Raw genomic sequence first — 22,304 nt, forward strand, 5'->3', positions numbered from 1 at the left:
TTGTTTAGTCATATTCCGTTTCGCCTGAGCGCGGCTTTCTCTTCAGCAAGCAATGATTGATCGGCATCTGCCAGCGTATAGGTTTTTACCCGGGTAATATTCAGTTCATCAAGAATATCGACCAGGTTCGAATAACGCGAGGCGGCAGCCGGCTTGATGATAACGATGAGGTCTTTTTGCTGTTTAAGCAGCTCGGTTTTTCTCGCAAGCAGCACCTTCCTGACGGCCGGCAGCGGAGCAAGCTTCATGTTTGTTGTACCCGGCTCGCCCATGTACCACAAAACACGGTCGTTTTTACCAAGTACAAGTGTGAGTGTACGCGAGGCCGGATAGTGTGCAGGCCTGTCGCTGGGCACCGGCCGTGCTACATCCATGGCCTGGAAGCGCGATAAACTGGTGGTCAGCATAAAAAATGTGATCAGCAGGAACGCCAGATCAACCATGGCGGTCAGGTCGGTCGATGGAGCTGTTTTGGGTAATCCCGGGCGAGCCTTGCTGCCCTGCGGAATCTGAAGAGTTGCCATAACGGTTAGGTTTTTTTAACACGATGACAGGCCTGCTTCATATTCCACAGCTGGCAGCAAAAATTATTTAATGGCTTCGATGACACCGCAGCCAATGCGCGGGCCTGAGTTGCCGGTTGGCTGGGTTTTGTAATCGTCTGTACCACCATGAACAATGATGCCGCGGCCGATAATGCTTTTCGCATCCCCGTTGGCAATTGACCAGCGGTCGGTCGTTACAATGATTTCGCCCTGTCCTTTAGCATCCAGCTCAATGTTGCCGATATCGCCAGAGTGGTAGCTTCCCGAACCCCACTTACCATGCGCCTCTTTTGTCGGGTTCCAGTGACCGTGTGCGTTTTCACCCATGTTGCCGCAGTCGCCATGTTCATGGAAATGAACGGCTACTGTACTGTCTGCCCGATCTGCGAAGTCTATACGCAGCGCCATCCTGATTTTACCGTCGCCGGCGTCAAAAAATTTCGCTACGCCGATTACGCTCGAGCCATCATTGGTTCTGTTCAGGGTGGCCCGTGCCAGTTCCTTATCTTCCTTATCGCATGATGTCAGACCGATGGCCGCAACCAGGGCAAAAAACAGGTACTTTTTCATAATTTAATTTTTAAAGTCTTTGCCTTAACAACAAATACCCGCTCCTTTGGTTTTCAGGGGCAGACTACGTAACTGAGCCGTTAAAACACGCAAACTATTTTACCAGGTACTTGTTATTATTTTACATCACACCACTAACGAGGAACTATGGAACATTCATTAGAAATGACCACACTAAGCCAGGTCTTGGAACGGTTAAGACAAAAGGGCTATGATAACGAAATCAAGATGTCTGACCACGGGCGCATGCAGGGTGTAGGCATTAACAAGATATATAAACCTGAAGATCTGAAAATCATCAAAACATTCAGGTTCGAAGGCGATTCAGACCCTGCCGATAACTCTGTCATCTACCTGATCGAAGACAACGAGGGTTCGATCGGTTACATTCTGGATGCCTATGGCACCTACAGCGACCACGATGGGCCGGGCTTTGATGATTTCCTTAAAAAAATACCAATGGTTGACCGTGATCTTCAGGAACTGTTCTGACAGCAGCCATCACAATCCTACACGAAGCAAGGCAACCCCTTGCTTTTTTTATTGTACAGCTGCCGAACAAACGTTTGCGCATAGCAATCTGCTGCAGGTGACTTTCCCGCCGCGTACACTAAGACCTTCTTCCTGCTTTTTATTCAAATGGCCGGTCAGCCAGCCCGCCAACCTATCGCGGGCTTAATAACAGTACATTCCGTGCTGTTCAACGGGCTATTTATGCTTTTTGGATATCAAACGTTTGCGTTGAAATACGTTACACAAAGCACTCCATTTTTGCCCGGCAATCTTTACTTTCACTTTCCGAAACCAAACGGATCAACATACAAAAACTAAATAACCATGGAAAGAAGAGATTTTCTTAAGAGTGGCGCAGTTGCGACGGCAGGCTTTACCATCTTGCCAACAGGCAAACTTTTTGCGGCCGCAGACGGCAAGGTGCGCCTTGGCTATATCGGCGTAGGAGCGCGTGGTATGAGCCATATCAGCGAGGCCTGTCTGCGCGATGACGTGGAAATCGTTGCAATCTGCGACACCCAGGAGAGTTCACTCAAAGTATGCAGGAACTTTATTGCCAAAAAAGGGCGTCCGGCAGCAAAAGAATATACAGGCGGAACCGATGCCTACAAAAAGATGATCGAGCGCAAGGATCTTGATGCTGTAATCATCGCCACACCCTGGGAGTTCCATCACCAGCAGTCGGTTGATTCAATGAAAGCCGGCAAATATGTAGGCTGTGAGGTGATTGCCGGTTTAACGGTAGATCAACATTGGGATATTGTCAAAACTTCTGAGAAAACAGGCATGCCTTACATGACGCTCGAGAACGTTTGTTACCGCCGCGATGTTATGGCTGTGCTGAACATGGTACGCCAGGGGGTTTTCGGTGAACTTGTGCATCTGGAGGGGGGCTACCAGCACAACCTGCGCAACGTCCTGTTCAATGATGGCAAAAGTTATTACGGAGGCGGTGTTGAATTCGGTCCAAAAGCGCTCAGCGAAGCGCAGTGGCGGACCCAATATAACATTGATCAGGACGGCGACCTGTACCCCACCCATGGCGTTGGGCCACTGATGCAGTATGCCGATATTAACCGCGGCAACCGCTTTACCAACCTCGTTTCGTTCAGCTCTAAAGCCCGCGGCCTGGCTGCTTACGTTGAAGAGATGTCGCCCGGCCACCCCAATGCAAAGATCAAATACAAAAATGGCGACGTGACGACCACACTGCTCAACTGTGCAAACGGCGAGACGGTGCTGCTTTCGCACGACACGCACCTGCCCCGGCCCTACTCGATCGGATTCAGGGTTCAGGGAACCAAGGGAATCTGGATGGACGTGAACAAATCACTTTATATAGACGGCAAGTCGCCAAAATATGATACCTGGGAACCTGTAAAAGAATGGTTCGACAAATACGACCACCCACTCTGGAAGAAATACTCAAAACAGGCCGAAGGAGCCGGTCACGGTGGTATGGACTGGTATGTTTTCAATGCCTTTATCCAGGCCGTAAAACAGAAAAAACAGACGCCCATCGATGTGTACGATTCAGTGACCATGAGCGTGATCATGCCGCTTTCTACCCAGTCGCTTAAAGAAGGCAACAAACCGCAGGAATTCCCGGATTTCACCAAAGGAAAATGGAAAACCCGTAAAAATACATTCGCCCTGGACGACAGCGGCTTTTAAAGAAACTGCCTGAAAACAGGCATGTTTGGTTATAATTGTGGTGGTTCTGGTCGCGATGACCCGAACCATCTTTTTTTTTGCGGGAAAAACAAAAACCCGGCGAAGGGCCGGGTTTGACAAATAGGATAAGGTGGTTTATTCGTGCTGGATATTTGCGGCGTAAAGGGTATCAACCAGCTGTTCGAAAGTTTCTTCCTGTTCAAGGTACCGCTCAAGCAGTGTAAACTGGTTACCGGCCCTGACCAGGTTGTGATCAGGATAAGCCGCGCCATAATAACTGTCGCCATTCAGGTAATCGGTCAGAAAACGGATGGCCTGCATGTAAATCATAAACTTGCCTCCGTATACAAACCGCTCTTTTTCTGCCAGTGTGAGCACCTCGCCCATTTCTGACAGGTAGCCGCTCACAATGGCCCTGAAATAATCGCCGCGAACCGAAATGCGCGAAAAATCTTTTTCTTCTTCATTTGCGGGCGAAAGGTATGTGCGCATCATGTCCCCCACATCGCTGATAAAATATCCGGGCATAACGGTATCGAGGTCAATCACGCATAAACCTTTTTGATGCGGATCGAAAAGCACATTGCTGATTTTGGTATCGTGATGTATGACCCGCTGGGGCAAAAGTTTATTGCGTACAATCTCGGTATACGCATCAGAAATATCCTCATACCGCAGCGCCTGGTCAATCCAGGAAGCAGCTTTTAACAGACGTTCGCTGTCTGCATGCTCCCGGGCTTGCCTGAACTGCTGCGCGCGGAGCTCCAGGTTGTGAAAATCTGACAGCGTCAGGGCTAGTTCCGTTATCGGGAAATCGGCAAGCAGCCGGGTAAAGCGCCCGAACTGGCAGGCTGCTTCGAAGGCCTCTGTCTCGTTCTCAACGGTATTGATGGTTACAGATTGCGCTACAAAGGGAAATACCCTAAAATAGCCTTTGTCTGCTGTTTGCACCAGTGAGCTGCCGTCGGCCAGTTGCAGGGGCGAAACAAAAAGATAGGAGGGGTAATTTGCTTTCAGGTAATGGTCGATCTTCCTGATGTTTGCAGAAATGCGATGCGGATATTTAAATACTTTGTCATTGATACGCTGAAGAATATAGGCCTCTTCATCGTTATACACCTTCCAGGTATGATTGATCAGCCCTGAGCCAAATTTCCGGATCCGGAACCGTTCGGGTGAAAAACCAAATTGACGGATGATATCTTGCATCGTGATAGTTTCTTGGTTGCTGAATTTCAAACATATGGAAATCAGGTCTCAATTCCTCGCACAAACGTTTGCTTGATTTTACCATCCGGGGAAGCAGATCGCCTGCGGTTAGCCATCCTGGCGCTTTTTAGCCGGCGATTCCACCAGCTGCGACTCGATCACGATCTTATAAAAGGCAGCCTGCCCTTCTTCAGATTTGCTGTTCAGTAAATCGAAGAGAATATCTGCGGCACGCTGTCCCTGCACATAGGGAAATTGCTCAACAGACGCAATTGGCGTATGGTCCATAAAATTGATGATGGGCAGGTTTGCGTAACTGACAAAGTCTAGATCGCTGGCCAGGTCGATGCCCAGTTTACGGGCATGCCTGATGGCGTACAGCGACACATAATCGTTAAAGGTAACAATGGCCGTGGGCCTGCGCCGGTTGTCCAGCAGCTCGTCCAGCGCCCTGATGGTACCACTTTCCGTCAGGTCGCAGCCAACGATCAGCGAGGGATCAAACTTAAGCCGGTTCTTCAGCATGGCTTTCACGTAGCCCTCCTTGCGCTGTCCGCTGGCAGCCAGGGTAGCAGGCCCGTTGATCATGCCAATACTGCGGTGGCCTTTCTTAAGCAGGTAATTAACCGCTTCGATGCTGCCGGTTTCCATATTACAGGCCACATAGTGAATGTCTTTCAGCGGCGGTACGCGGTCAAAAAAAACCACGGGAATGTTATAACGTTTCAGCATATCGAAATGCTCGAAGGTTGAAGTGGTCTTGGCCACAGATACCAGCAAGCCATCGACCCGGTGGTTTTTCATTTTTTCTACAAGCTGTTTCTCTTTGTCCTGATCGTCGTGCGACTGCGCCAGGAGCACATTGTAATTGCGTTTGTTCGCCACATCTTCTATCGCACTGATGGCAGAAGAAAAAAAGTCCTCTGACAGCTCGGGAAGAATGACCCCAATAGTGTACGTTTTTCCTTTCTGAAAGAGAATAGCGGTCTGGTTTGGCTCGTAGTTCATCTCTTCGGCCATGCGCTTTACCTTTTGCCTGGTAATAAGCCCGATGCTGGGGTGGTCATGCAGCGCCCGCGACACCGTTGAAATCGAAATATTCAGCTTTTTCGCTATCTCCTTAATCGTAGTCGGTTTCTGTTGCATCAACGTGTTTGGTTAACGTTTCCAATATACGTATTATGTATTATGTATCCAATCAAACAGTGCCCTCCGTTATGAATGCCGGTATGCAGCCTGCCATAGCTTTTAACGTTTAGAGTTCATATTTGTCAGTATAAAACTGCAGCCGGCTCAGCACAAACGTTTGCATATTGCAAACGGCTGCTTAAAGCCGCCGCTGAATCTCTGCAATGGCCTCATCAGGCAGGAGTTTGCTGCAAACGATTTTCCCGTCTTTATTAACCAGGAACAAATATGGATGCATCATGCCGCTCAGCTTTTGTGCGTTTGGAGAACGGGCGCCCTTCAAATCGGCGTACTGCGGCCAGGGAAGCCGGTCGTGATCGATGGCACTTTTCCACCATTTTTCATTTTTATCAAGCGAAACGCCAATTACCTGAAGGCCCTTACCCTTATACGCCTCATACAGGCGTATCAATTCAGGATGTTTTTTCCGCAAACCATTGTCGTATGAAGTCCAGACGATAATCAGGTTCAGTTTACGCAGTTCTTTGCCGGGATCAAAATTCCCGCCTGCAGGTGTGCGGCCCTCAATGGCAGCCATTCTTGCGCCCACTTCCATGCCAAGGGCGTCTTCCGCTTGCGCAAGGAGCTTTTGGGCCATTTTTTCCTGCTGAACAGCCGGGGCTGTCCCGGTCAGGATCTTTTTGTAAAGTCTTGGGAAATTACCAGCCTCGTCCAGATCATGGAGAAGGAAAGGCGTATGTTTGCTATCGGGATACTTCGCCGCGAATTCGCCCACCGCCTCTATATTGCCTTCATCGAGTCGCCGGAACAACCGGTCTTCTTCTTCAGCCGCTTCGCGAACGTCGTCGAATACCCGGCTGTCCATCTGCTGCCGTTTGCGTGCAACCTCGGCCTCGACGACAGCCCGTTTCGCCCTGCTGATCTTGTAGAAATGGATCAGCTCCTGCGCTTCGGTTACGTCTGATTCCGTTACCGGGTATGGCGCGTTGAACGCCGTATCTGCATGCAGCTTGTAGTTTCCTCCCTTCAGGTAAATGAAGTAACGGCTGTCCTGGCCGGGCCGTTCTCTGACCTGTCCGTTGCTGGTCCTGATCAGGTAATAACCTTCTTCGGCGAACGGCAGCTTGAACTCCTGTTTGGCATTATTCAGGTTTATTGCCGCAAGTGGCCTGGTTTCGGCTTGGCGGTAAATGCCCAGTGTTCCGTTTGGCCCGAAATGATCAGACTCGATTTCAAAGCGTGCATCTGAAGGCGAACATGAAGAAAGCGCAAGGGCCGCGACCAACAAAGGGCGCAGGGCTGGGCTTAAATATTTCATACGAAAGCGTGAATTTTTAGAATGTTTCTAAATAAAGACTTTGTGGTGTTTTTGATTTGCAGGTAGCACCATTAAGCCATATTATTAAATACTTTTGCAAATAAAAGAAATTAAAGTACATCTAATGAGTAGTTTCGGAAAAGCTTTTTCCTCGTCTATAGGAAAAAAAGTCGTCATGGGCATCACAGGCCTGTTCCTGATCTTGTTTTTGATCGTTCATTGTTTTCTCAATTCGCTTATTTTCCTGAACGACGGCGGAGAGACATTTAACCTCGGCGCTGAGTTCATGGCAGGTAACTGGGCCATCCGCGCTGGCGAGATTGTGCTGTTTATCGGGCTGATCCTGCACATTGTACAAAGTGCCAGGCTAACTTACGATAACCAGAAGGCAAGACCGGTAAAGTATGCCGCTTACAATGGCAGTGCGAACAGCAAATGGTACTCGCGGTCTATGGGCCTGTTGGGAACTCTGCTGCTGATCTTCCTCGTTGTTCACCTTTCGAACTTCTGGGTGGTTTCTCGTTTTACAGGCATTCCTACCCATGATGCGAACAACCGTGAAAACCTTTATGCCGTTATGGTTGAAAGCTTCCAGAACATCTGGATCGTAGTCCTGTATGTATTGTCTATGATTTCTCTGTGTTACCACCTGCTGCACGGATTTGCTTCTGCATTTCAAACCATGGGCTGGAACCACAAGAAATATGCTCCGGTCATTAAATCGGTTGGCGTGTGGTATTCGATCATCATTTCGGTATTGTTTGCAGCCATGCCGATTGCAATCTACACAGGCCTCATCAACTAATTTTTGAACGTATAATTCTCAATAACAGAATGGCAGATATTAATTCAAACATCCCCGAGGGAGAATTGACCCAGAAATGGACCAAATACCGTTCTTCGGTTGCCCTGGTTAACCCCGCAAATAAACGGAGCATCGAGGTAATCGTGGTTGGCTCGGGTCTTGCCGGTGCTTCGGCCGCGGCAACCCTGGCAGAAATGGGATATAAAGTTAAATGTTTTTGCTTCCAGGATTCGCCCCGACGGGCGCACTCGATTGCGGCTCAGGGCGGTATCAACGCGGCAAAAAACTATCAGAATGACGGCGACAGCACCTACCGGCTGTTTTACGATACCATTAAAGGCGGTGATTACCGCGCACGCGAAGCAAACGTTTACCGTCTTGCAGAGGTCAGCGCCAACATCATCGACCAATGCGTAGCCCAGGGCGTTCCGCTGGCGCGCGAGTATGGCGGACTGCTTGACAACCGTTCTTTTGGCGGAACGCAGGTACAGCGTACTTTTTACGCCGCCGGTCAGACCGGGCAGCAATTGCTTCTGGGCGCATACAGCGCGCTTGAACGGCAGATTGGAATGGGGAAAGTAGAGATGTACACCCGCCACGAGATGCTTGAGGTGGTGAAGATTGATGGCAAAGCACGTGGCATTATTGCCCGCAACCTGATTACGGGAGAGCTCGAGCGCCATTTCGGCCATGCGGTTTTGCTGGCATCAGGCGGTTATGGCAACGTGTTTTACTTGTCTACCAACGCCATGGGAAGCAACGTGACTGCAGCATGGAAAGCCCACAGACAAGGTGCCTTCTTTGCTAACCCATGTTTTACGCAAATCCACCCAACCTGTATCCCGGTTTCGGGCGACCACCAGAGCAAGCTCACGCTGATGTCTGAATCGCTCCGCAACGACGGTCGCATCTGGGTGCCAAAAAAGAAAGACGATAACAGAAAACCTACAGACATTCCGGAAGACGAACGGGACTACTACCTGGAGCGCCGCTATCCGGCATTCGGCAACCTGGTTCCGCGCGACGTCGCTTCACGTGCAGCGAAAGAGCGTTGCGATGCGGGTTACGGTGTAGGCGCTTCGAAACTCGCGGTTTACCTCGACTTTGCTGCAAATACCGAACGTTATGGCCGCATCGAAGCCACCAAACATGGCATTCAGAACGCAGACAAAGCCACTTATATGCGGCTCGGCAGGGAAGTAGTAAAAGAAAAGTACGGTAACTTGTTCGACATGTATGCGCAGATTACCGGCGAAGATCCTTACGAAACACCAATGCGTATTTACCCGGCCGTGCATTATACCATGGGCGGCCTGTGGGTAGACTACAACCTGATGACAACCGTACCTGGCCTTTATGCACTCGGCGAAGCTAATTTCTCCGATCATGGAGCCAACCGGCTCGGGGCATCTGCATTGATGCAGGGCCTGGCAGACGGCTACTTCGTTATTCCTTACACCATCGGCGCTTACCTTTCAAAAGAGATATCGACCAAGGCAATCCCGACAGACCACCCCGCTTTCGTGGAAGCTGAAAACAGTGTAAAAGAAACGCTTGAACGGTTTTTGACCATTAAAGGATCAAGATCTGTCGATCATTTCCACAAGGCACTTGGAAAAATCATGTGGGACAAGTGCGGCATGGCGCGTAACGAACAGGGTTTGACAGAAGCCATCGCCGAGATCAGAGCGCTGCGGGAGGAGTTCTGGCGCGATGTGCGTGTTCCCGGTTCAATGGACGAATATAATCCCGAACTGGAAAAAGCCGGACGCGTTGCCGACTTCCTGGAACTGGGCGAGTTGATGTGCATTGATGCGCTGAACCGCAAAGAAAGCTGTGGAGGCCACTTCCGCGAAGAATACCAGACTGAAGAAGGCGAAGCACTACGTGACGATGAAAATTTTGCTTATGCAGCCGCCTGGGAATACCTGGAAGGCGTTCATTTCAATCTGCACAAAGAAGAATTGAAATTCGAAAACATTAAGGTAGCACAAAGAAGTTATAAATAAACGGCGGGGCCCCCGGGCCATCCTGCCGAACTCAATACAATTCAAATGAGTACAGGAAATATGAATCTGACGCTGAAAGTTTGGCGCCAGAAAAACAGCAAGTCAGCCGGCAAACTCGTCGACTATCAGGTTTCAGATATCTCGCCCGACATGTCTTTTCTGGAAATGTTCGATGTTTTGAACGAGCAGCTGATCAATAAGGGAGAAGAACCGATTGTGTTTGATCATGACTGTCGCGAAGGCATCTGCGGTATGTGTTCCATGTTCATTAACGGTCGCCCTCACGGCCCCAAACAAGGAATAACGACCTGCCAGCTGCACATGCGTTCATTTAAAGATGGCGATACCATCGTTGTCGAACCATGGCGTGCGGCGGCTTTTCCGGTTATTAAAGACCTGGCCACAGATCGTTCAAGCTTTGACCGGATCATCGCTGCCGGCGGTTTTATCTCTGTAAATACCGGCAATGCCCAGGATGCGAACGCCCTGCCAATTCCGAAAAGCCAGGCAGATGCCGCATTCGAAGCTGCAGCGTGTATTGCCTGCGGTGCCTGTGTGGCAACGTGTAAAAATGCTTCGGCCATGTTATTCGTATCGGCTAAAATTTCGCAACTCGCCTTGCTGCCGCAGGGACAGCCGGAGCGCTACCGCCGCGTACAGAGCATGGTTGCCCAGATGGACGCCGAAGGTTTCGGAAATTGCACCAACACCCGGGCATGCGAAGCTGAATGCCCGAAAGGGATCTCGCTGGAAAATATTGCACGGATGAACCGCGATTATTATGCAGCCAAATTCGTGTCTGAAGAAGAAGTTTAACGAAATCTGCAAGATCAGACAAGCCATGCTCAAAAGCATGGCTTGTTTTTTATCGGGCTATCTGGCAAGCAGCTAAATTATCGTCTGCGGCGCGGCGCCGGAGGCATCTCTGATTTGACAGGCCAAGGCGCATGCAAGGAGGCAAGGCATAAATGCCTGATCCTGCAGAAAACGGCGTAAACCATGCATAAAGCCGCCCTAGAGCAGCTGGTAGTACTCTGGCTGACAAGCCGTTCGAAAATAAAATCTCCTGAAAAGCTTGTTACAGTAGAAAAGATTAGTTATTTTTAATCGTCCGAGACAGGAGAGGCACAAAAAACAGAGACCCCGGCCGATCAGTTGGGGTTTTGTGTTTCCGGGACTTTCGTTTTTTCAATAAAAAACCGGCTCATCGCCGGTTATCCATTTTACTTCATAAAACTTAGTGCGCCGGCGCTGCCTTTTTCTGGCCGGTCTCTGTGGTGTTTTTTTCCGCTTTTTTTGTGGTGACCAGGATCACGCCGTTCACACCTTTTGCTCCGTACATGCTGGTTGATGCCGTATCCTTAAGTACGGTAATTGACTTGATCTGGTCAGGAGCAATTGCCTTCATGGCATCTGCACCGTCTATGCTGACTGCCTCGACCCCATCTACCACGATCAGTGGTTTCTGAACTGCCGGACCACCCTGCAGTCCATTCATGACACGAATGCTGGCAGCTGCTGGTGCATGTTCGTCCTTGTCTTTTCGCAGCAGGTTGTTCAGCGCATCCATGCGGACCTGGAGGTCACGTGCTGCGTCTGAGTCTTGTCCGCTGCCAGTGCGCACCACAATAGCCCCTCTAGTGGCCGCCCGTCCAAACAAGGCGATTGCCGATTGGCTATGCAGTACCGACACATCTCTGATGTCGCCCGGTGGCATTTCCATAGTCCAGGATCTTTTCTGTTCTGGCGTAAGGATAACTCCGTTCAGCACAATCAGTGCACTGTCGGTCCCTGTGCGGGATTTTATAAAAGTCAGGCCTTTCGCAGCCGGCTGTTCCTGAGCAGCGACGCTGAGCCCACCCGCAGATAAGCAGGCGATAAGCAATATTCTTAAATAAGTACTTTTCATCATTTTTAATTTTTAGCGGACAATATTCTTGTCTGCGGGTTTGTTTTGTTGATCTTTTGTTGTGACAATAATGACCCCGTTGGCGGCGCGCTGCCCATACAGCGTCGTTGCAGACTGACTTTTCAACACATTGATAGCGGCAATGCGTTCAGGCTGCACTGAACCGGAAAATTCAGACCAGCTTCCGTCAAGCGGCTTTCCATCCACAATGACAAGGGGTGCGTTTTCCGCTTTGCCCGAAGTTGCAACACCACGGACGATGACCGGCGGTTTGCGTTCACTGGCGGGCACACTTGCGACCAGTCCGCTAATTCCTGCCGGGACTGGTGCGGCCCGGGCTGGCTCTTCGGATGCATCAGGTGCAACTTGATCGAGTTTAAACGATAAGTTGATATTGTACGTAACTGCTACAGGGCTGCCGTGCTGAAGGGCAGGCTGCCAGGGCTGTGAACTGCCCACAACGCGGATGGCTTCCTCGTCGCAGCCATAACCAATGCCATCAAGGACACGGATATTTCCGAGCCGGCCATCGCGGCCTACTGTAAATGCCAAATGAACACGGCCACTTGCGTTGGCCCTGACCGCCTGCGCCGGATACCTGAGGTTGGCCGCCAAAAATTTATAGAAAGCGGGCATACCCCCCGGAAACAAGGCATGTTCCTGGTCTCCGGTCGCAGACTCCGGTTCCGCAGGTGTGTTTTCCCGTTCAGACAGCTGCAGCCGGGCCGGCCGGGTGTGTGTGCTTTCGGTTTCCGGAACTGCGATCACAGGAACAGGCTCGTCTGCCAATTCGGGTGCGGCCGCGGCGTCACCATCCAATGAGATCAATGCAGACGCTGCCGGAGCAGTCAGACTGCCTGCAAGTTGCTGCACGGCCTGAACAGGCTCACTCAGGACAATATCGCTGGTAAGTTGCCGGATGTCATCGTTTTTACGAATCGAGGCCGAAGACAGGATCATCAGTAAAACGAGAACCGGCAGCATGAGCCCGTACTTCAAGATAGCCGCGCGCCTGGAGCGCTCACGGGTTAGCATAAAAATTCGCTTTTTGACCATCGATCCGGCAAAAAAAGGACTGATCAAATTACTTTGCTCCAGGCCGAAGGCCCGGCTCAGCAAGAGCATGGAATAGGCATATTTATCGCCCCGGTAGTTTGCTGCCGCCTCGTCTGCCAGGTATTCGTGGGTGGCCTTGACCGCAGCAATGAGCAGGTAACTCACAGGATTAAACCAGGTAAAGATCCGGATCGCTTCGAAGAATATAATGTCTGCGCTGTGAAACTGACGAATGTGCACGTCTTCATGCAATTGGATGGTATCGCGCTCTGGGAGCTGTACACCAACCACTTTCCGGTTGAAAAACGAAAACGCGCCCTGGCCGGCCGGTTCACGAAATAGGTGTTTGACCCTGAATAACCTTGCCACGAAAAAAACAATGCCGACAATAACGCCTGTGGCATACAGAACGGCTATTACAGCGCCCCAATCAGTTTCTGCGCGTGCCGGGCCGCTTACCTGCATGACCATTGCATTCAGGTCATCTACACCTGCATATAACCGCCGGCTAACCGGCTGCGAACTTAACCATTCGATGCGCATGAACGGGAGGCCTATTGAAAACGCGCCAGCGCCAAGCAGGTACAGGCGGTTTAGCTTGAACCAGGTTTCTTTGTGCAACAGGAGCCGGTAAAATGTGTAAAAGACCACCAGGTAGAGATTTACCTGCAGCATGTAATGGGCCCAGTTCATCTTGGTCTGTTTTTGACTTTATTGATCATTTTCATTATCTCATCGATATCGCTCAGATCGAGTTTCTCTTCTTTCACAAAGAAGGAGAACATACTTTCAACCGAATTTTCAAAGTAGTTGCCGAGTAGTTTCTCGGTCGCATGGCGTTTGTAGTCTTCCCTGCTGATCAGGGGATAATACTGGTGCGCTTTGCCGAACGCTTCATGGCCGATGAAACCTTTTACCTCGAGAATCCTGATAATGGTCGAAACGGTGTTGTAAGCGGGCTTCGGTTCAGGCAGCATGTCGATGACTTCCTTTACAAATGCTTTTTCCAGCTGCCACAAAACCTGCATGATCTGTTCTTCTGCTCTCGTAAGATCTTTTATCTCCATAATATTTTTATAAGCACTTAAACTTACAACTAATCTGTTAGTTCTGCAACAGTCGCGGGAACTACTTGCGGGCGTTGAAAGCAATTGGCATCTGAAAGCTCACCGGGACGTTTTCACCATTTATTTTTCCTGGTTTCCAGCGCGGGCTGGCAGACACAACCCGCACAGCTTCCGCATCCAGCGCCCTGGTTGCAGGACGGATTACGGTCACGTCCCGGATGTTGCCCGACTCATCCACAACAAAGCCAAGCAGGACTTTACCACCTGTTCCGGCCTTCTTTTCTGCATCCGGATACCTGATACCCTTAGCGAGGTATTGGTACAAAGCCGGCATGCCGCCCGGAAATTCCGGCTTTTGATCAACTTGGTCGTACCCAAGGGGCCCGGCATTTTTCTGCGCATGCGCGCGGCCCATTGATACGCTTAAGATCGTAATCAGCAGACCAGTGGCTACGCAAATCTGGCGAAGCCTTTGATGAAGTGTGGTTTTCATAATAACTAATTTATTAGTTAAACATACAAACTAATTTATTAGTTTCAAAAATCCAGTTAAAAAAAAGAGCCCTGCAATGCAGGGCTCTCCATTAGGGGATAAATGTCCTCCGATGCGGGAGATTACTGTTGTGCCACTGGTGGCAATTCTTTTCTTGGCAACATGGCTGCCCGTTCAGATGTATGGTAAACAAATGAAGCAACGATCGTGGCAGCTTGTTTCAGATCATCTTCTACCAGCCGATCATAGGTATCCTGGTTCGTGTGGTGCGTACGGGTGTTGTAATCCATCGGGTCTTGTATGAACTGGAAACCAGGAATGCCCACTGCATCAAACGACAGGTGGTCGGTACCGCCCGTGTTGCCAATGGTTATCGTTTTGGCGCCCAGGTCTGTGAATGGCTCGAGCCATGCTTTGAACAACGGGGCTACAGCCGAATTGCCCTGCAGATAAACGCCGCGAATTTTGCCTGTACCATTGTCCAGGTTGTAATAAGCTGAGACCTTTTTCTGATCAGGTGTAAACTTCTGTGTTTTGGCATCGCCAAAGTGGTTCAGCACATAGTTCTTCGAGCCATGAAGTCCTTGCTCCTCCGAGCTCCAGAGCGCTACACGGATGGTGCGCTTTGGCTTAAACCCGACCGCCTTCAGAATACGCATGGCTTCCATCATCACAGTAGCGCCGGCAGCGTTATCGGTAGCACCGGTAGCTGCGTGCCAGGAATCAAAGTGCCCGCCAATGATCACCACCTCATCTTTTAACTTCTTGTCTGTACCGGGAATTTCTGCCAAAACATTGTAACCTTTGGTATCGTCGCCATAAAAGCTCGTTTTGATATCAGCTTCTACCTCAACTTTTTTTCCGGCGCGGAGCAGCCGCAGCATATGCAAGTAATCTTCTGGCGAAACTTCCAGTTCCGGCGAAACGGCTTCTGCACCGACATCATACGAGGCGCCGTTGCTGGTAAAAAACGTTCCATGCCCGCCCCGCGCATAGGTCAGGATCAAACCGACGTTCTGACTGGTCAGCCACTTGGCCATATTGGCACGCTGCGTACGCATGCGCATATACTGAGCCATCATATTGTTGGCCGACCGCTGCCGGCCGCGGCTTTCCTGTGGCACAGCTGCCTCCATTTTTGCAAGAGTGCTGTCTGCATGCCGTACGGCGTCTGGTTTGTATGAGTTTTCGAGCGCTGTTCCCTGATCAAACATCACAATTTTGCCGGCCAGCGTACCTTTATATTTTTCAAGCTCGGGCAGGCTGTCAGCCTTAAGCAAGATCACTTCAGACTTGATAGGGCCTTTGGTTCCTGGTGTCCAGGCTTTTGGTGAGGCGATGATGGCGTGGTAAAATGGCAGGGTGGTAGCCGCATAATATTTATCGATTTGCCAGCCCCTGCCAAAGGTACCCCATGCTTCGCGCTGCACATTTTTCAGTCCCCAGTCTTTGAAAACCGTCATGGCCCAGTCTTGTGCGCGTTTCAAGCCTGGAGAGTTAGAAAGCCGGGGGCCGGATACATCTGTCAGGTTAAAGGCGATTTCCATGGCCCTGGAGTTTTCCAGACCCTCTTTTCTGATCTTCTGCACCATGGCCTGATCGACCTGTTCCTGTGCGGAAGCAGCCAGAGCAAGCGGGAGAAGCAGATAAAATAGTAGGTGTTTTTTCATGTATGGTTAAGTTAATAAAACTTAAAAATAGCTGAAAAAGCCACCGGGCCATTTTTCCCGCAACAATTTTACACGATCGCGCGCTGTACTTCTTTAAAAGTATGAAGCAGTTGCATGGGTGAACGCAGGATCAGGCTATTTGATGTTCTTTTTTGCCAGGATAAAATAACCCAGGATGAAAAAGACAACCATATAAGCCAGGCTGGTCCAGATTTCTTGGGTCATGATGTCGATCCCGTCTGCAGGCGATTTGCGGAGCTTACCCATTCGCATAGCCAGCGTTGGGTGGCTGAAAGGAATAAGATAAGCCCACTTCCATTGCACGTTGGCACAGATAATTCCGGCGATCGTACCAACAAACCCCAGCCCCATCGGCTTGAGGAAATCGCCCCACATCAGGCTGAGTACAAACTGGAAAGACAGAATACCCATTGCAGAGAGGAAAAGCTTCAGGTAATATTGAAATAACAGCAGGGAAGGATCATACAGATCAAACCGGTAGGCAGGAATGAGCAGGTGCAGCAGATGAGCAAATAGATAGGTCAGGCCCATAAACAAGGCAAGACAGATCAGCACAAGCAGCACCGAGTAGAAGAATTTTGCACTGTAAACCGAGAGTTTTTGAAGCGGCAGGGAAAACAGAGTTTTCCACGTGTCGTTCTTGTGCTCAATGTTGTTCACCGAGAAAGCCATGAAAATCACATAGAACGGAAGGATCAGCATACCCATAACAGCGAGGGCCTGGCTGCTGTACTGACCCCAAAGGCCCATTGGCGGCATGTTGTTTCTCAGGATTCTTTCTGACGAGTTGAAGTAGCCGAAGGCGATCAGTCCGCAAATCAGGACCGGGAGCAGGATAGCGGCCCAGAAAGCAAGGCCTTTTCGCGATTTGTAAAACTCAGACCTGAGCGAGATAAAAAGGGAGCGCATGCTAGTTGTTTTTAGTAATATCGAGAAAAAGATGTTCCAGATCTTTGCGCAGCGGCTGAAGGGCGTGTACCGCTATACCGGCCTCGACGAGAAGTTTATTGGCCTGCGCGTGGTCGGCTGGAGTCTGGAACGGAATTCTGATCTGAGCGCCTTCGGTCTCAGCGGGGTAACCTGCAGCGTGCAGAAGTGTTTGCGCGCGAACTGGATCGTCGGTGTCTATAGCAACAACCGGCTGGCTCAACTGTTGCAGGTCGGCGATGGTGCCCTGAAAAAGAAGTTTCCCTTTATTGATAATGCCTACGTGGGTTGCTGTCCGCTCAATTTCGGCGAGCAGGTGGCTTGATACCAGAATCGTTTTTCCGCGTTCTGTGGCCAGCCTGATCAGCAGGTTGCGTATTTCAATGATGCCATTTGGATCGAGCCCGTTCGTGGGCTCATCAAGGAGCAGAAGTTCAGGATCTGAAAGCAGGGCAAGAGCAATGCCCAACCGCTGTTTCATTCCGAGCGAGTATTTTCCAGCCTTTTTCCGCGCGGCATCTGTCAGGCCAACCAAGGCAAGCATTTCTGCCGCCCTGGCTTTACTGATGCCGAGCAGGAGACAGCGGTTGTGCAGGTTTTCCATGCCACTCATGTGCCCGTAAATGGCCGGCTGCTCTACGAGCGAGCCCAGCCTGCGCAAGGACTCAATGCGGTGTTCAGCCAGATCCTTCCCGAATATAAAGACCTTTTCGCGCGGGGCTTGCAGCAAGTTCAGCAGGATCTTGATGGTTGTTGTTTTCCCGGCCCCATTAGGCCCCAGAAAACCGTAAATACTACCTTTTGGCACCTGCAATGACAACTCATTTACAACCTGCTGCTGGCCAAAGTGATAGTTCAGACCGCGCGTTTCAATGGCCAGGGTCATTATTTAAAAATATTTACTGCAGTTTTGATCACCGAACCGCAGCCAGCCTTATTTGATTTGACAACCATTTCGTCCTGGCCTGCCTTGTCAAAATCGACTGTAGCTGTAACGCCAAGCAGCATAAACACAGGGAAAAGCATAAGCAGAAATGGCGATGAGTTCTTTAACGTTTTCATAATCGTTTCGTTTAATGATTCAAAGAAAAGCAGGATTCAGGGGCTACCGAAATGTATTATACCAAGAGTAAAAATTTCCAGACAAACCGGCTTAACCGCTGTTTCGCGGCGTTGGTCGATTAAAATTGCCCGTTAAAGCGTTCGTCGAACAAAAAGGCCGGTTCGTCGAGCAGGAGGGGTTACAAAATTATCTTTAGCTGTTTTTGTGGCATAAATAATACCTTTGGTTATGCGGTAAGCCCGGCTGATAAACGCCATGGGCACATTCAAATGAAAAATAAAGCACAGATCATTGTTCATTCCATTTACTGGGGCATCATTGCGTTCGTCTTTACCCTGGCATTTATTTACAAACCGGGCAAGTCGACCTTTAACGAGATCATGGTCACCTATGTTTATTTCACAGTGATCAACGTGTCTATATTTTATCTGAACTATACGCTGCTTATTCCCCAGTTGATCAAGATCAGGCGCAAGTACTGGTGGTATATCGCCTCTATTCTTTTTGTTATCCTGGTCATGTGCCTGGTCAAATCTGTTATTGCAGTCTTAAACCCGGACGAGATTCTTCGCTACCGGGAGAGCGTGCACTTTGATGCGCAGACTAAAAAGCGGGTTATTAAATATGGTTACCACAGCATTACGAATTATGCCATTGGTACCATTTTCAGTTCCGGTTTCTTTATCGTTTCCAGTTGCCTCATCAAGTTCACCATAGACTGGTTTGCCAATGACCGGGTTCAGCGCAACCTGGAATCTGAAAAAAAAGAGATGGAACTGCAGTTTCTGAAATCACAGCTCAACCCGCATTTCCTGTTCAACTCCCTGAATAATATTTATTCCCTGGCCTACCAAAAGTCTGACCGCACGGCAGACGCGATCATGAAGCTGTCAGAAATCATGCGTTACATGATCTATGAAAGCAATGACAGCAGTGTGGCTTTGAGTAAAGAAGTGGACTACCTGAAAAGTTACATCGAGCTCCAGAAGTTGCGTTTCAAAGACAAGGCTTTCGTAGAGTTAAATTTGAACGGGGAAATTGACGGGCAGAAAATCGTACCGCTCATCCTGATCTCGTTCGTAGAGAATGCCTTCAAACATGGTGTTGCAAATGACCCGGAAGACCCGATCAGGATTAACCTGATTGCCAACCGGCAGATCCTGCATTTCAGCATCACGAACCGGAAGAGCACAGCCAATAAAGACCGTATGGGCGGCGTGGGACTAAATAACGTAGAGCGGCGCCTGCAACTGCTGTATCCCGAGAGATATAAATTAAATATTGTAAATTCGGAGACCCACTACACCAGCGAACTGATGCTTGATATATGACACGACTAAAATGTATTGCGGTAGATGATGAACCGCTCGCCCTCGATATTCTGGAAGATTATATTTCGAAAGTACCGTTCCTGGAACTGATCAAGCGTACCGAGAACGCAATTGAAGCCCTGCAACTGGTGCAGGAGGGTGCGATTGACCTCGTATTCCTGGATGTGCAGATGCCCGATCTGACGGGGATACAATTTCTGAAAATAGCCGGGGCAAAAAGCAGGTATATTTTAACAACAGCCTACCCTGAATATGCATTGGAAAGTTATGATCTGAATGTTTCTGATTACCTGCTCAAGCCGATCGCTTTTGACCGCTTTTACAAAGCTGCCGAGAAAGTACATGCCCAGTTCAAGCCTGCAGAGGTTGCTGCTGCTGCTGCGCCTGCAGCAGCTCATGTTGCCACGCCTGCGCCGTTCTCTGGTTCATCCAACCCGGTTCAGGACTTTATTTTCGTAAAAACAGAGCACAAAATTCAAAAGATCTACCTGCACGACATCCGGTACATCGAAGGACTAAAAGATTATATTTCCATTTTCACAAAAGACGAACGGGTCATTACGCTGCAAAGCATGAAAAAAATGGAAGAGGCCTTACCATCAAGCCAGTTTATCCGGGTCCACAAATCGTATATCGTTGCACTTGACAAAATCGAGAGCATTGAACGCAGCCGGATTACCATCTGCAGCAAGATCATCCCCATAGGCGACACCTACAGGGATGAGTTTTTCAGACGGATCGAAGGAAAAAATATCTGATCAGTTCGTAGCCAGCGGACGCAGGGTATAACCAGCCTTTCTTAGTAAAACAATGAGGCCCTGATCGCCCAGCAGATGCCCCGCACCTACAGCCACAAAGGCCTGGTCCTGCTGCATAATGGCAGGTAGCTGCTGCACCCAGTTTCGGTTGCGCCTGTACAGCATTTTTTCAAGGTCATCCTCGTCTATAAATTCCCGGTCGGCAAACAGCCGGCCCAGCAGGTCTGTCTCCTGCCTGATATAATGCTGATAAAGTTTCAGTCCCTGCGTTTTCAGCTCTTCACTCTTTGCCATTGTCTTCAGCAAGGCGGCCTTTTGTTTTGCGAGCGATTCGCCAAGCAGCATGTTCATTTGAAAGCCCGCACTTTCCAGACCCACCAGACGTTTTCCGGCGGCATTTCCCTGCACCTGCAGCTGCTGGTCCAGGCCTTCGCCATCTTTGACCTTGATTGGTGAGGAATACGCCGCGATCAGCAGCTGCAGCGCGGCCGGTTTCATCTTGTTCAGGGCAGCAATCGGCATTCCTGAAACGTCTTTCAGGTAATTGCCCAGTTTCGTATACTGCTCCGGGCCAAGCAACTGCTCGAGCGTGGTATCGCGCATTACCATCATGGGCATCATTTTACGAGCGTCAAGGCTATCGAACAACAATTCGCCTACGATCACCGTGCTTTCGGCCAGGCGGGCCTGTAGTGCCGGCATGGTATCGATAAACTGTTTGCCAATCAGGTGATAAGTACCGAAAAGAAAGGACGGTTTCTTCAATCCGTTTCCTGAAATTTCCCAGAGCAGCGTCCGGTCTTTCGTTTTTTGTGCAAATGCACTGTTCAGTGTGGTGAAAAGGACGGCAAAAAGTAAGAATTTTCTCATAATGGTTGGTTTAGTTTCTGCCTCACCTCGAGTTCGGCCTGCAGTGTGATTTCGTTTGGATGAAGGGTGCCCGGTTCGATCGGCGCCAGAACCGTCCAGGACAGTCTTTCACCAAAACTTAGTGGAAAGGGTCCATACTGCACCAGTTTCCAGGAGTTTTCAATCACAACCGGAACAACCAATGCATTCGGCACCGTTTTGAGCAGCGTGGCCACGCCGCCAAACTGGAAGGTTTTTACTCTCCCATCTTTGGCTCGCGTGCCCTCAGGAAAGATAACGGCAGACCAATTGTTCTCCTTCATCCGTTTGCCCAGCTTCAGGATTTCCATAATTGCTTGTTTGTTGTCTTTCCTGTCAATATTGGCCCCGCCACCGTGCTTCAGGTTGTAGCTGATAGATGGAATGCCCCGTGTCAGCTCAATCTTTGATATGAACTTTGCATGGTGCCGCCGCAGAAACCAGATCAGTGCAGGGATGTCATACATGCTCTGGTGGTTAACCACAAAAATGATCGGCCGGTTGGCAGGCAGCTGGTATGGGTTGTGAAAACGAATTGATGTACCCAGCAGGTAAAGTGTGTAAGTCAGGAAAAAATTCAGGAGATCGACAGACTTTTTGTGAGCCTTGTATCCGCCCAGGTTGTAACAAAGCCATTGTATGGGCTGAAAAATGACCAGCATGAGACCGAAAAACAAATAAAAAAGCGGACTGAAAATATAGCCGAAAAATTTATTCATGAAAATGGATATGGTAAATTAACATGATGAACAAAGATCGGGATCATTTTAAAGTTCGCCGGCCTCGACCAGCAATTTAACACGCAATAGGGCTGCAACGCTCATGGAATCGGTAATTTCGCCATTCAACACCATTTCAATCGCTTCGCTGAGCGGAAGTTTACGCAGCGTCAGCGCCTCCGACTCTTCGGGCTCTGCCTGACCTGCGGTCAGGCCTGTAGCCAGATACATGATGCCCAGTTCATCGCTTACCGAGTTACTCAGGTGCATGCGTTGTATCTCCAGCCAGTTGGCGGCCGTAAAACCGGTTTCCTCGAGCAGTTCCCGTTTGGCGCCCTCAATAGGTTCCTGTTCAAGCTTTCCGCCCCCCTCGGGAATTTCCCAGCTGTATGCCTTTAAGGGGAAGCGGTATTGACCCACAAGCCAGGTATTTCCGTCCTCATCTACCGGCACAATGCCGATGGCGTAATTTTTAAAATGCACCTCTCCATAAATTCCGCTGCCGCCGTTCGGGTTAATGACATCATGCTCAGTAAGACTGATCCAGCGGTTTTCGTAAACCAGCCGGCTGCTCAGGGTCTTCCAGGGGTTCTCTTCGTGCATGGTGCAA

23 protein-coding genes are annotated in these 22,304 nt (G+C 49.8%); 7 read left to right on the forward strand and 16 right to left on the reverse strand.

Annotation, left to right across the window (positions count from 1 at the left end; translation table 11 throughout):
• Nucleotides 1-8: 8 nt before the first annotated feature.
• Both C7T94_RS01490 and C7T94_RS01495 read right to left on the reverse strand, forming a co-directional pair.
• A complete protein-coding gene (locus C7T94_RS01490; protein WP_107212972.1) occupies nt 9-524 on the reverse strand; it encodes an ExbD/TolR family protein in 516 nt (171 codons plus the stop codon).
• A 63-nt stretch (nt 525-587) separates the two neighbouring features.
• Nucleotides 588-1,115: a superoxide dismutase family protein gene (locus tag C7T94_RS01495; RefSeq protein WP_107212974.1), complete on the reverse strand. Its 528-nt coding sequence runs from the start codon at nt 1,113-1,115 to the stop codon at nt 588-590.
• 147 nt (nt 1,116-1,262) lie between these two features.
• On the opposite strand from C7T94_RS01495, the gene C7T94_RS01500 reads away from it, so the two are divergent.
• Both C7T94_RS01500 and C7T94_RS01505 read left to right on the forward strand, forming a co-directional pair.
• Nucleotides 1,263-1,607: a hypothetical protein gene (locus C7T94_RS01500; protein WP_107212976.1), complete on the forward strand. Its 345-nt coding sequence runs from the start codon at nt 1,263-1,265 to the stop codon at nt 1,605-1,607.
• A 345-nt stretch (nt 1,608-1,952) separates the two neighbouring features.
• Nucleotides 1,953-3,302 (forward strand): Gfo/Idh/MocA family protein, encoded by a 1,350-nt coding sequence (locus C7T94_RS01505; RefSeq protein WP_107212978.1) that lies wholly within the window; start codon nt 1,953-1,955, stop codon nt 3,300-3,302.
• A 135-nt stretch (nt 3,303-3,437) separates the two neighbouring features.
• Here C7T94_RS01505 and C7T94_RS01510 read toward each other — a convergent pair whose 3' ends face one another.
• The 3 genes from C7T94_RS01510 to C7T94_RS01520 all read right to left on the reverse strand — a co-directional run bounded on the left by C7T94_RS01510 (nt 3,438) and on the right by C7T94_RS01520 (nt 6,978).
• Nucleotides 3,438-4,511, reverse strand: a complete 1,074-nt coding sequence (locus C7T94_RS01510) for a phosphotransferase enzyme family protein (RefSeq protein WP_107214616.1) — start codon at nt 4,509-4,511, stop codon at nt 3,438-3,440.
• A 108-nt stretch (nt 4,512-4,619) separates the two neighbouring features.
• Entirely contained in the window at nt 4,620-5,657 is a 1,038-nt protein-coding gene (locus C7T94_RS01515) for a LacI family DNA-binding transcriptional regulator (RefSeq protein WP_107212980.1), read from the reverse strand.
• Between the two features lie 181 nt (nt 5,658-5,838).
• Complete coding sequence (locus C7T94_RS01520; RefSeq protein WP_107212982.1) at nt 5,839-6,978, reverse strand: TlpA family protein disulfide reductase; 1,140 nt, start codon at nt 6,976-6,978, stop codon at nt 5,839-5,841.
• Nucleotides 6,979-7,102: 124 nt separating this feature from the next.
• On the opposite strand from C7T94_RS01520, the gene C7T94_RS01525 reads away from it, so the two are divergent.
• The 3 genes from C7T94_RS01525 to C7T94_RS01535 are packed head-to-tail and all read left to right on the forward strand — an operon-like array spanning nt 7,103 to nt 10,608.
• The gene (locus C7T94_RS01525) at nt 7,103-7,783 is read left to right on the forward strand and encodes a succinate dehydrogenase cytochrome b subunit (protein ID WP_107212984.1); all 681 of its coding nucleotides are present in this window, start codon (nt 7,103-7,105) and stop codon (nt 7,781-7,783) included.
• 29 nt (nt 7,784-7,812) lie between these two features.
• Nucleotides 7,813-9,792: a fumarate reductase/succinate dehydrogenase flavoprotein subunit gene (locus tag C7T94_RS01530; protein WP_107212986.1), complete on the forward strand. Its 1,980-nt coding sequence runs from the start codon at nt 7,813-7,815 to the stop codon at nt 9,790-9,792.
• A 45-nt stretch (nt 9,793-9,837) separates the two neighbouring features.
• Nucleotides 9,838-10,608, forward strand: a complete 771-nt coding sequence (locus tag C7T94_RS01535; protein WP_107212988.1) for a succinate dehydrogenase/fumarate reductase iron-sulfur subunit — start codon at nt 9,838-9,840, stop codon at nt 10,606-10,608.
• Between the two features lie 421 nt (nt 10,609-11,029).
• On the opposite strand, the gene C7T94_RS01540 is transcribed toward C7T94_RS01535, so the two are convergent.
• The 8 genes from C7T94_RS01540 to C7T94_RS19265 all read right to left on the reverse strand — a co-directional run bounded on the left by C7T94_RS01540 (nt 11,030) and on the right by C7T94_RS19265 (nt 17,997).
• Nucleotides 11,030-11,704, reverse strand: a complete 675-nt coding sequence (locus C7T94_RS01540; RefSeq protein ID WP_107212989.1) for a TonB-dependent receptor plug domain-containing protein — start codon at nt 11,702-11,704, stop codon at nt 11,030-11,032.
• A gap of 9 nt (nt 11,705-11,713) precedes the next feature.
• Entirely contained in the window at nt 11,714-13,450 is a 1,737-nt protein-coding gene (locus tag C7T94_RS01545; protein WP_107212991.1) for a TonB family protein, read from the reverse strand.
• The gene (locus C7T94_RS01550; RefSeq protein WP_107212994.1) at nt 13,447-13,824 is read right to left on the reverse strand and encodes a BlaI/MecI/CopY family transcriptional regulator; all 378 of its coding nucleotides are present in this window, start codon (nt 13,822-13,824) and stop codon (nt 13,447-13,449) included. The genes C7T94_RS01545 and C7T94_RS01550 overlap by 4 nt, the downstream gene beginning before the upstream one ends.
• A gap of 61 nt (nt 13,825-13,885) precedes the next feature.
• Nucleotides 13,886-14,317 carry an energy transducer TonB gene (locus C7T94_RS01555; protein WP_107212996.1) on the reverse strand — a complete coding sequence of 144 codons (432 nt, stop codon included), beginning with the start codon at nt 14,315-14,317 and terminating at the stop codon, nt 13,886-13,888.
• A gap of 122 nt (nt 14,318-14,439) precedes the next feature.
• A complete protein-coding gene (locus tag C7T94_RS01560) occupies nt 14,440-15,987 on the reverse strand; it encodes a M28 family metallopeptidase (RefSeq protein ID WP_107212998.1) in 1,548 nt (515 codons plus the stop codon).
• Between the two features lie 135 nt (nt 15,988-16,122).
• The gene (locus tag C7T94_RS01565; RefSeq protein ID WP_107213000.1) at nt 16,123-16,917 is read right to left on the reverse strand and encodes an ABC transporter permease; all 795 of its coding nucleotides are present in this window, start codon (nt 16,915-16,917) and stop codon (nt 16,123-16,125) included.
• A 1-nt stretch (nt 16,918) separates the two neighbouring features.
• Nucleotides 16,919-17,821, reverse strand: coding sequence for an ABC transporter ATP-binding protein (locus tag C7T94_RS01570; protein ID WP_107213002.1), 903 nt, complete (start codon nt 17,819-17,821; stop codon nt 16,919-16,921).
• A complete protein-coding gene (locus C7T94_RS19265) occupies nt 17,821-17,997 on the reverse strand; it encodes a hypothetical protein (protein WP_162618511.1) in 177 nt (58 codons plus the stop codon). Before C7T94_RS19265 ends, C7T94_RS01570 begins: the two co-directional genes overlap by 1 nt.
• A 270-nt stretch (nt 17,998-18,267) precedes the next feature.
• Here C7T94_RS19265 and C7T94_RS01575 point away from each other — a divergent pair, with 270 nt between their 5' ends.
• Both C7T94_RS01575 and C7T94_RS01580 read left to right on the forward strand, forming a co-directional pair.
• Nucleotides 18,268-19,329 (forward strand): sensor histidine kinase, encoded by a 1,062-nt coding sequence (locus C7T94_RS01575; RefSeq protein ID WP_107213004.1) that lies wholly within the window; start codon nt 18,268-18,270, stop codon nt 19,327-19,329.
• Entirely contained in the window at nt 19,326-20,087 is a 762-nt protein-coding gene (locus C7T94_RS01580; protein WP_107213007.1) for a LytR/AlgR family response regulator transcription factor, read from the forward strand. Before C7T94_RS01575 ends, C7T94_RS01580 begins: the two co-directional genes overlap by 4 nt.
• Here the strand turns inward: C7T94_RS01580 and C7T94_RS01585 are convergent, their stop codons facing one another.
• From C7T94_RS01585 to C7T94_RS01595, 3 genes are read right to left on the reverse strand one after another with little or no spacing between them, the layout of a single operon-like run.
• On the reverse strand, nt 20,088-20,957 hold the full coding sequence (locus tag C7T94_RS01585; protein ID WP_107213008.1) for a TraB/GumN family protein: 870 nt from the start codon (nt 20,955-20,957) through the stop codon (nt 20,088-20,090).
• Complete coding sequence (locus C7T94_RS01590) at nt 20,954-21,694, reverse strand: lysophospholipid acyltransferase family protein (protein WP_107213010.1); 741 nt, start codon at nt 21,692-21,694, stop codon at nt 20,954-20,956. Before C7T94_RS01590 ends, C7T94_RS01585 begins: the two co-directional genes overlap by 4 nt.
• Before the next feature lie 48 nt (nt 21,695-21,742).
• A complete protein-coding gene (locus C7T94_RS01595; protein ID WP_107213012.1) occupies nt 21,743-22,297 on the reverse strand; it encodes an NUDIX domain-containing protein in 555 nt (184 codons plus the stop codon).
• Nucleotides 22,298-22,304: the final 7 nt, after the last annotated feature.

It is taken from the genome of Pedobacter yulinensis, from assembly GCF_003029735.1.
Lineage (GTDB): Bacteria > Bacteroidota > Bacteroidia > Sphingobacteriales > Sphingobacteriaceae > Pedobacter > Pedobacter yulinensis.

Excerpts from the sequence above, each read along its gene's own strand:
- C7T94_RS01490 (WP_107212972.1), bottom strand. The coding sequence starts at position 524 with ATGGCAACTCTTCAGATTCCGCAGGGCAGCAAGGCTCGCCCGGGATTA.
- C7T94_RS01495 (WP_107212974.1), bottom strand. The coding sequence starts at position 1,115 with ATGAAAAAGTACCTGTTTTTTGCCCTGGTTGCGGCCATCGGTCTGACA.
- C7T94_RS01500 (WP_107212976.1), top strand. The coding sequence starts at position 1,263 with ATGGAACATTCATTAGAAATGACCACACTAAGCCAGGTCTTGGAACGG.
- C7T94_RS01505 (WP_107212978.1), top strand. The coding sequence starts at position 1,953 with ATGGAAAGAAGAGATTTTCTTAAGAGTGGCGCAGTTGCGACGGCAGGC.
- C7T94_RS01510 (WP_107214616.1), bottom strand. The coding sequence starts at position 4,511 with ATGCAAGATATCATCCGTCAATTTGGTTTTTCACCCGAACGGTTCCGG.
- C7T94_RS01515 (WP_107212980.1), bottom strand. The coding sequence starts at position 5,657 with ATGCAACAGAAACCGACTACGATTAAGGAGATAGCGAAAAAGCTGAAT.
- C7T94_RS01520 (WP_107212982.1), bottom strand. The coding sequence starts at position 6,978 with ATGAAATATTTAAGCCCAGCCCTGCGCCCTTTGTTGGTCGCGGCCCTT.
- C7T94_RS01525 (WP_107212984.1), top strand. The coding sequence starts at position 7,103 with ATGAGTAGTTTCGGAAAAGCTTTTTCCTCGTCTATAGGAAAAAAAGTC.
- C7T94_RS01530 (WP_107212986.1), top strand. The coding sequence starts at position 7,813 with ATGGCAGATATTAATTCAAACATCCCCGAGGGAGAATTGACCCAGAAA.
- C7T94_RS01535 (WP_107212988.1), top strand. The coding sequence starts at position 9,838 with ATGAGTACAGGAAATATGAATCTGACGCTGAAAGTTTGGCGCCAGAAA.
- C7T94_RS01540 (WP_107212989.1), bottom strand. The coding sequence starts at position 11,704 with ATGATGAAAAGTACTTATTTAAGAATATTGCTTATCGCCTGCTTATCT.
- C7T94_RS01545 (WP_107212991.1), bottom strand. The coding sequence starts at position 13,450 with ATGAACTGGGCCCATTACATGCTGCAGGTAAATCTCTACCTGGTGGTC.
- C7T94_RS01550 (WP_107212994.1), bottom strand. The coding sequence starts at position 13,824 with ATGGAGATAAAAGATCTTACGAGAGCAGAAGAACAGATCATGCAGGTT.
- C7T94_RS01555 (WP_107212996.1), bottom strand. The coding sequence starts at position 14,317 with ATGAAAACCACACTTCATCAAAGGCTTCGCCAGATTTGCGTAGCCACT.
- C7T94_RS01560 (WP_107212998.1), bottom strand. The coding sequence starts at position 15,987 with ATGAAAAAACACCTACTATTTTATCTGCTTCTCCCGCTTGCTCTGGCT.
- C7T94_RS01565 (WP_107213000.1), bottom strand. The coding sequence starts at position 16,917 with ATGCGCTCCCTTTTTATCTCGCTCAGGTCTGAGTTTTACAAATCGCGA.
- C7T94_RS01570 (WP_107213002.1), bottom strand. The coding sequence starts at position 17,821 with ATGACCCTGGCCATTGAAACGCGCGGTCTGAACTATCACTTTGGCCAG.
- C7T94_RS19265 (WP_162618511.1), bottom strand. The coding sequence starts at position 17,997 with ATGAAAACGTTAAAGAACTCATCGCCATTTCTGCTTATGCTTTTCCCT.
- C7T94_RS01575 (WP_107213004.1), top strand. The coding sequence starts at position 18,268 with ATGAAAAATAAAGCACAGATCATTGTTCATTCCATTTACTGGGGCATC.
- C7T94_RS01580 (WP_107213007.1), top strand. The coding sequence starts at position 19,326 with ATGACACGACTAAAATGTATTGCGGTAGATGATGAACCGCTCGCCCTC.
- C7T94_RS01585 (WP_107213008.1), bottom strand. The coding sequence starts at position 20,957 with ATGAGAAAATTCTTACTTTTTGCCGTCCTTTTCACCACACTGAACAGT.
- C7T94_RS01590 (WP_107213010.1), bottom strand. The coding sequence starts at position 21,694 with ATGAATAAATTTTTCGGCTATATTTTCAGTCCGCTTTTTTATTTGTTT.
- C7T94_RS01595 (WP_107213012.1), bottom strand. The coding sequence starts at position 22,297 with ATGCACGAAGAGAACCCCTGGAAGACCCTGAGCAGCCGGCTGGTTTAC.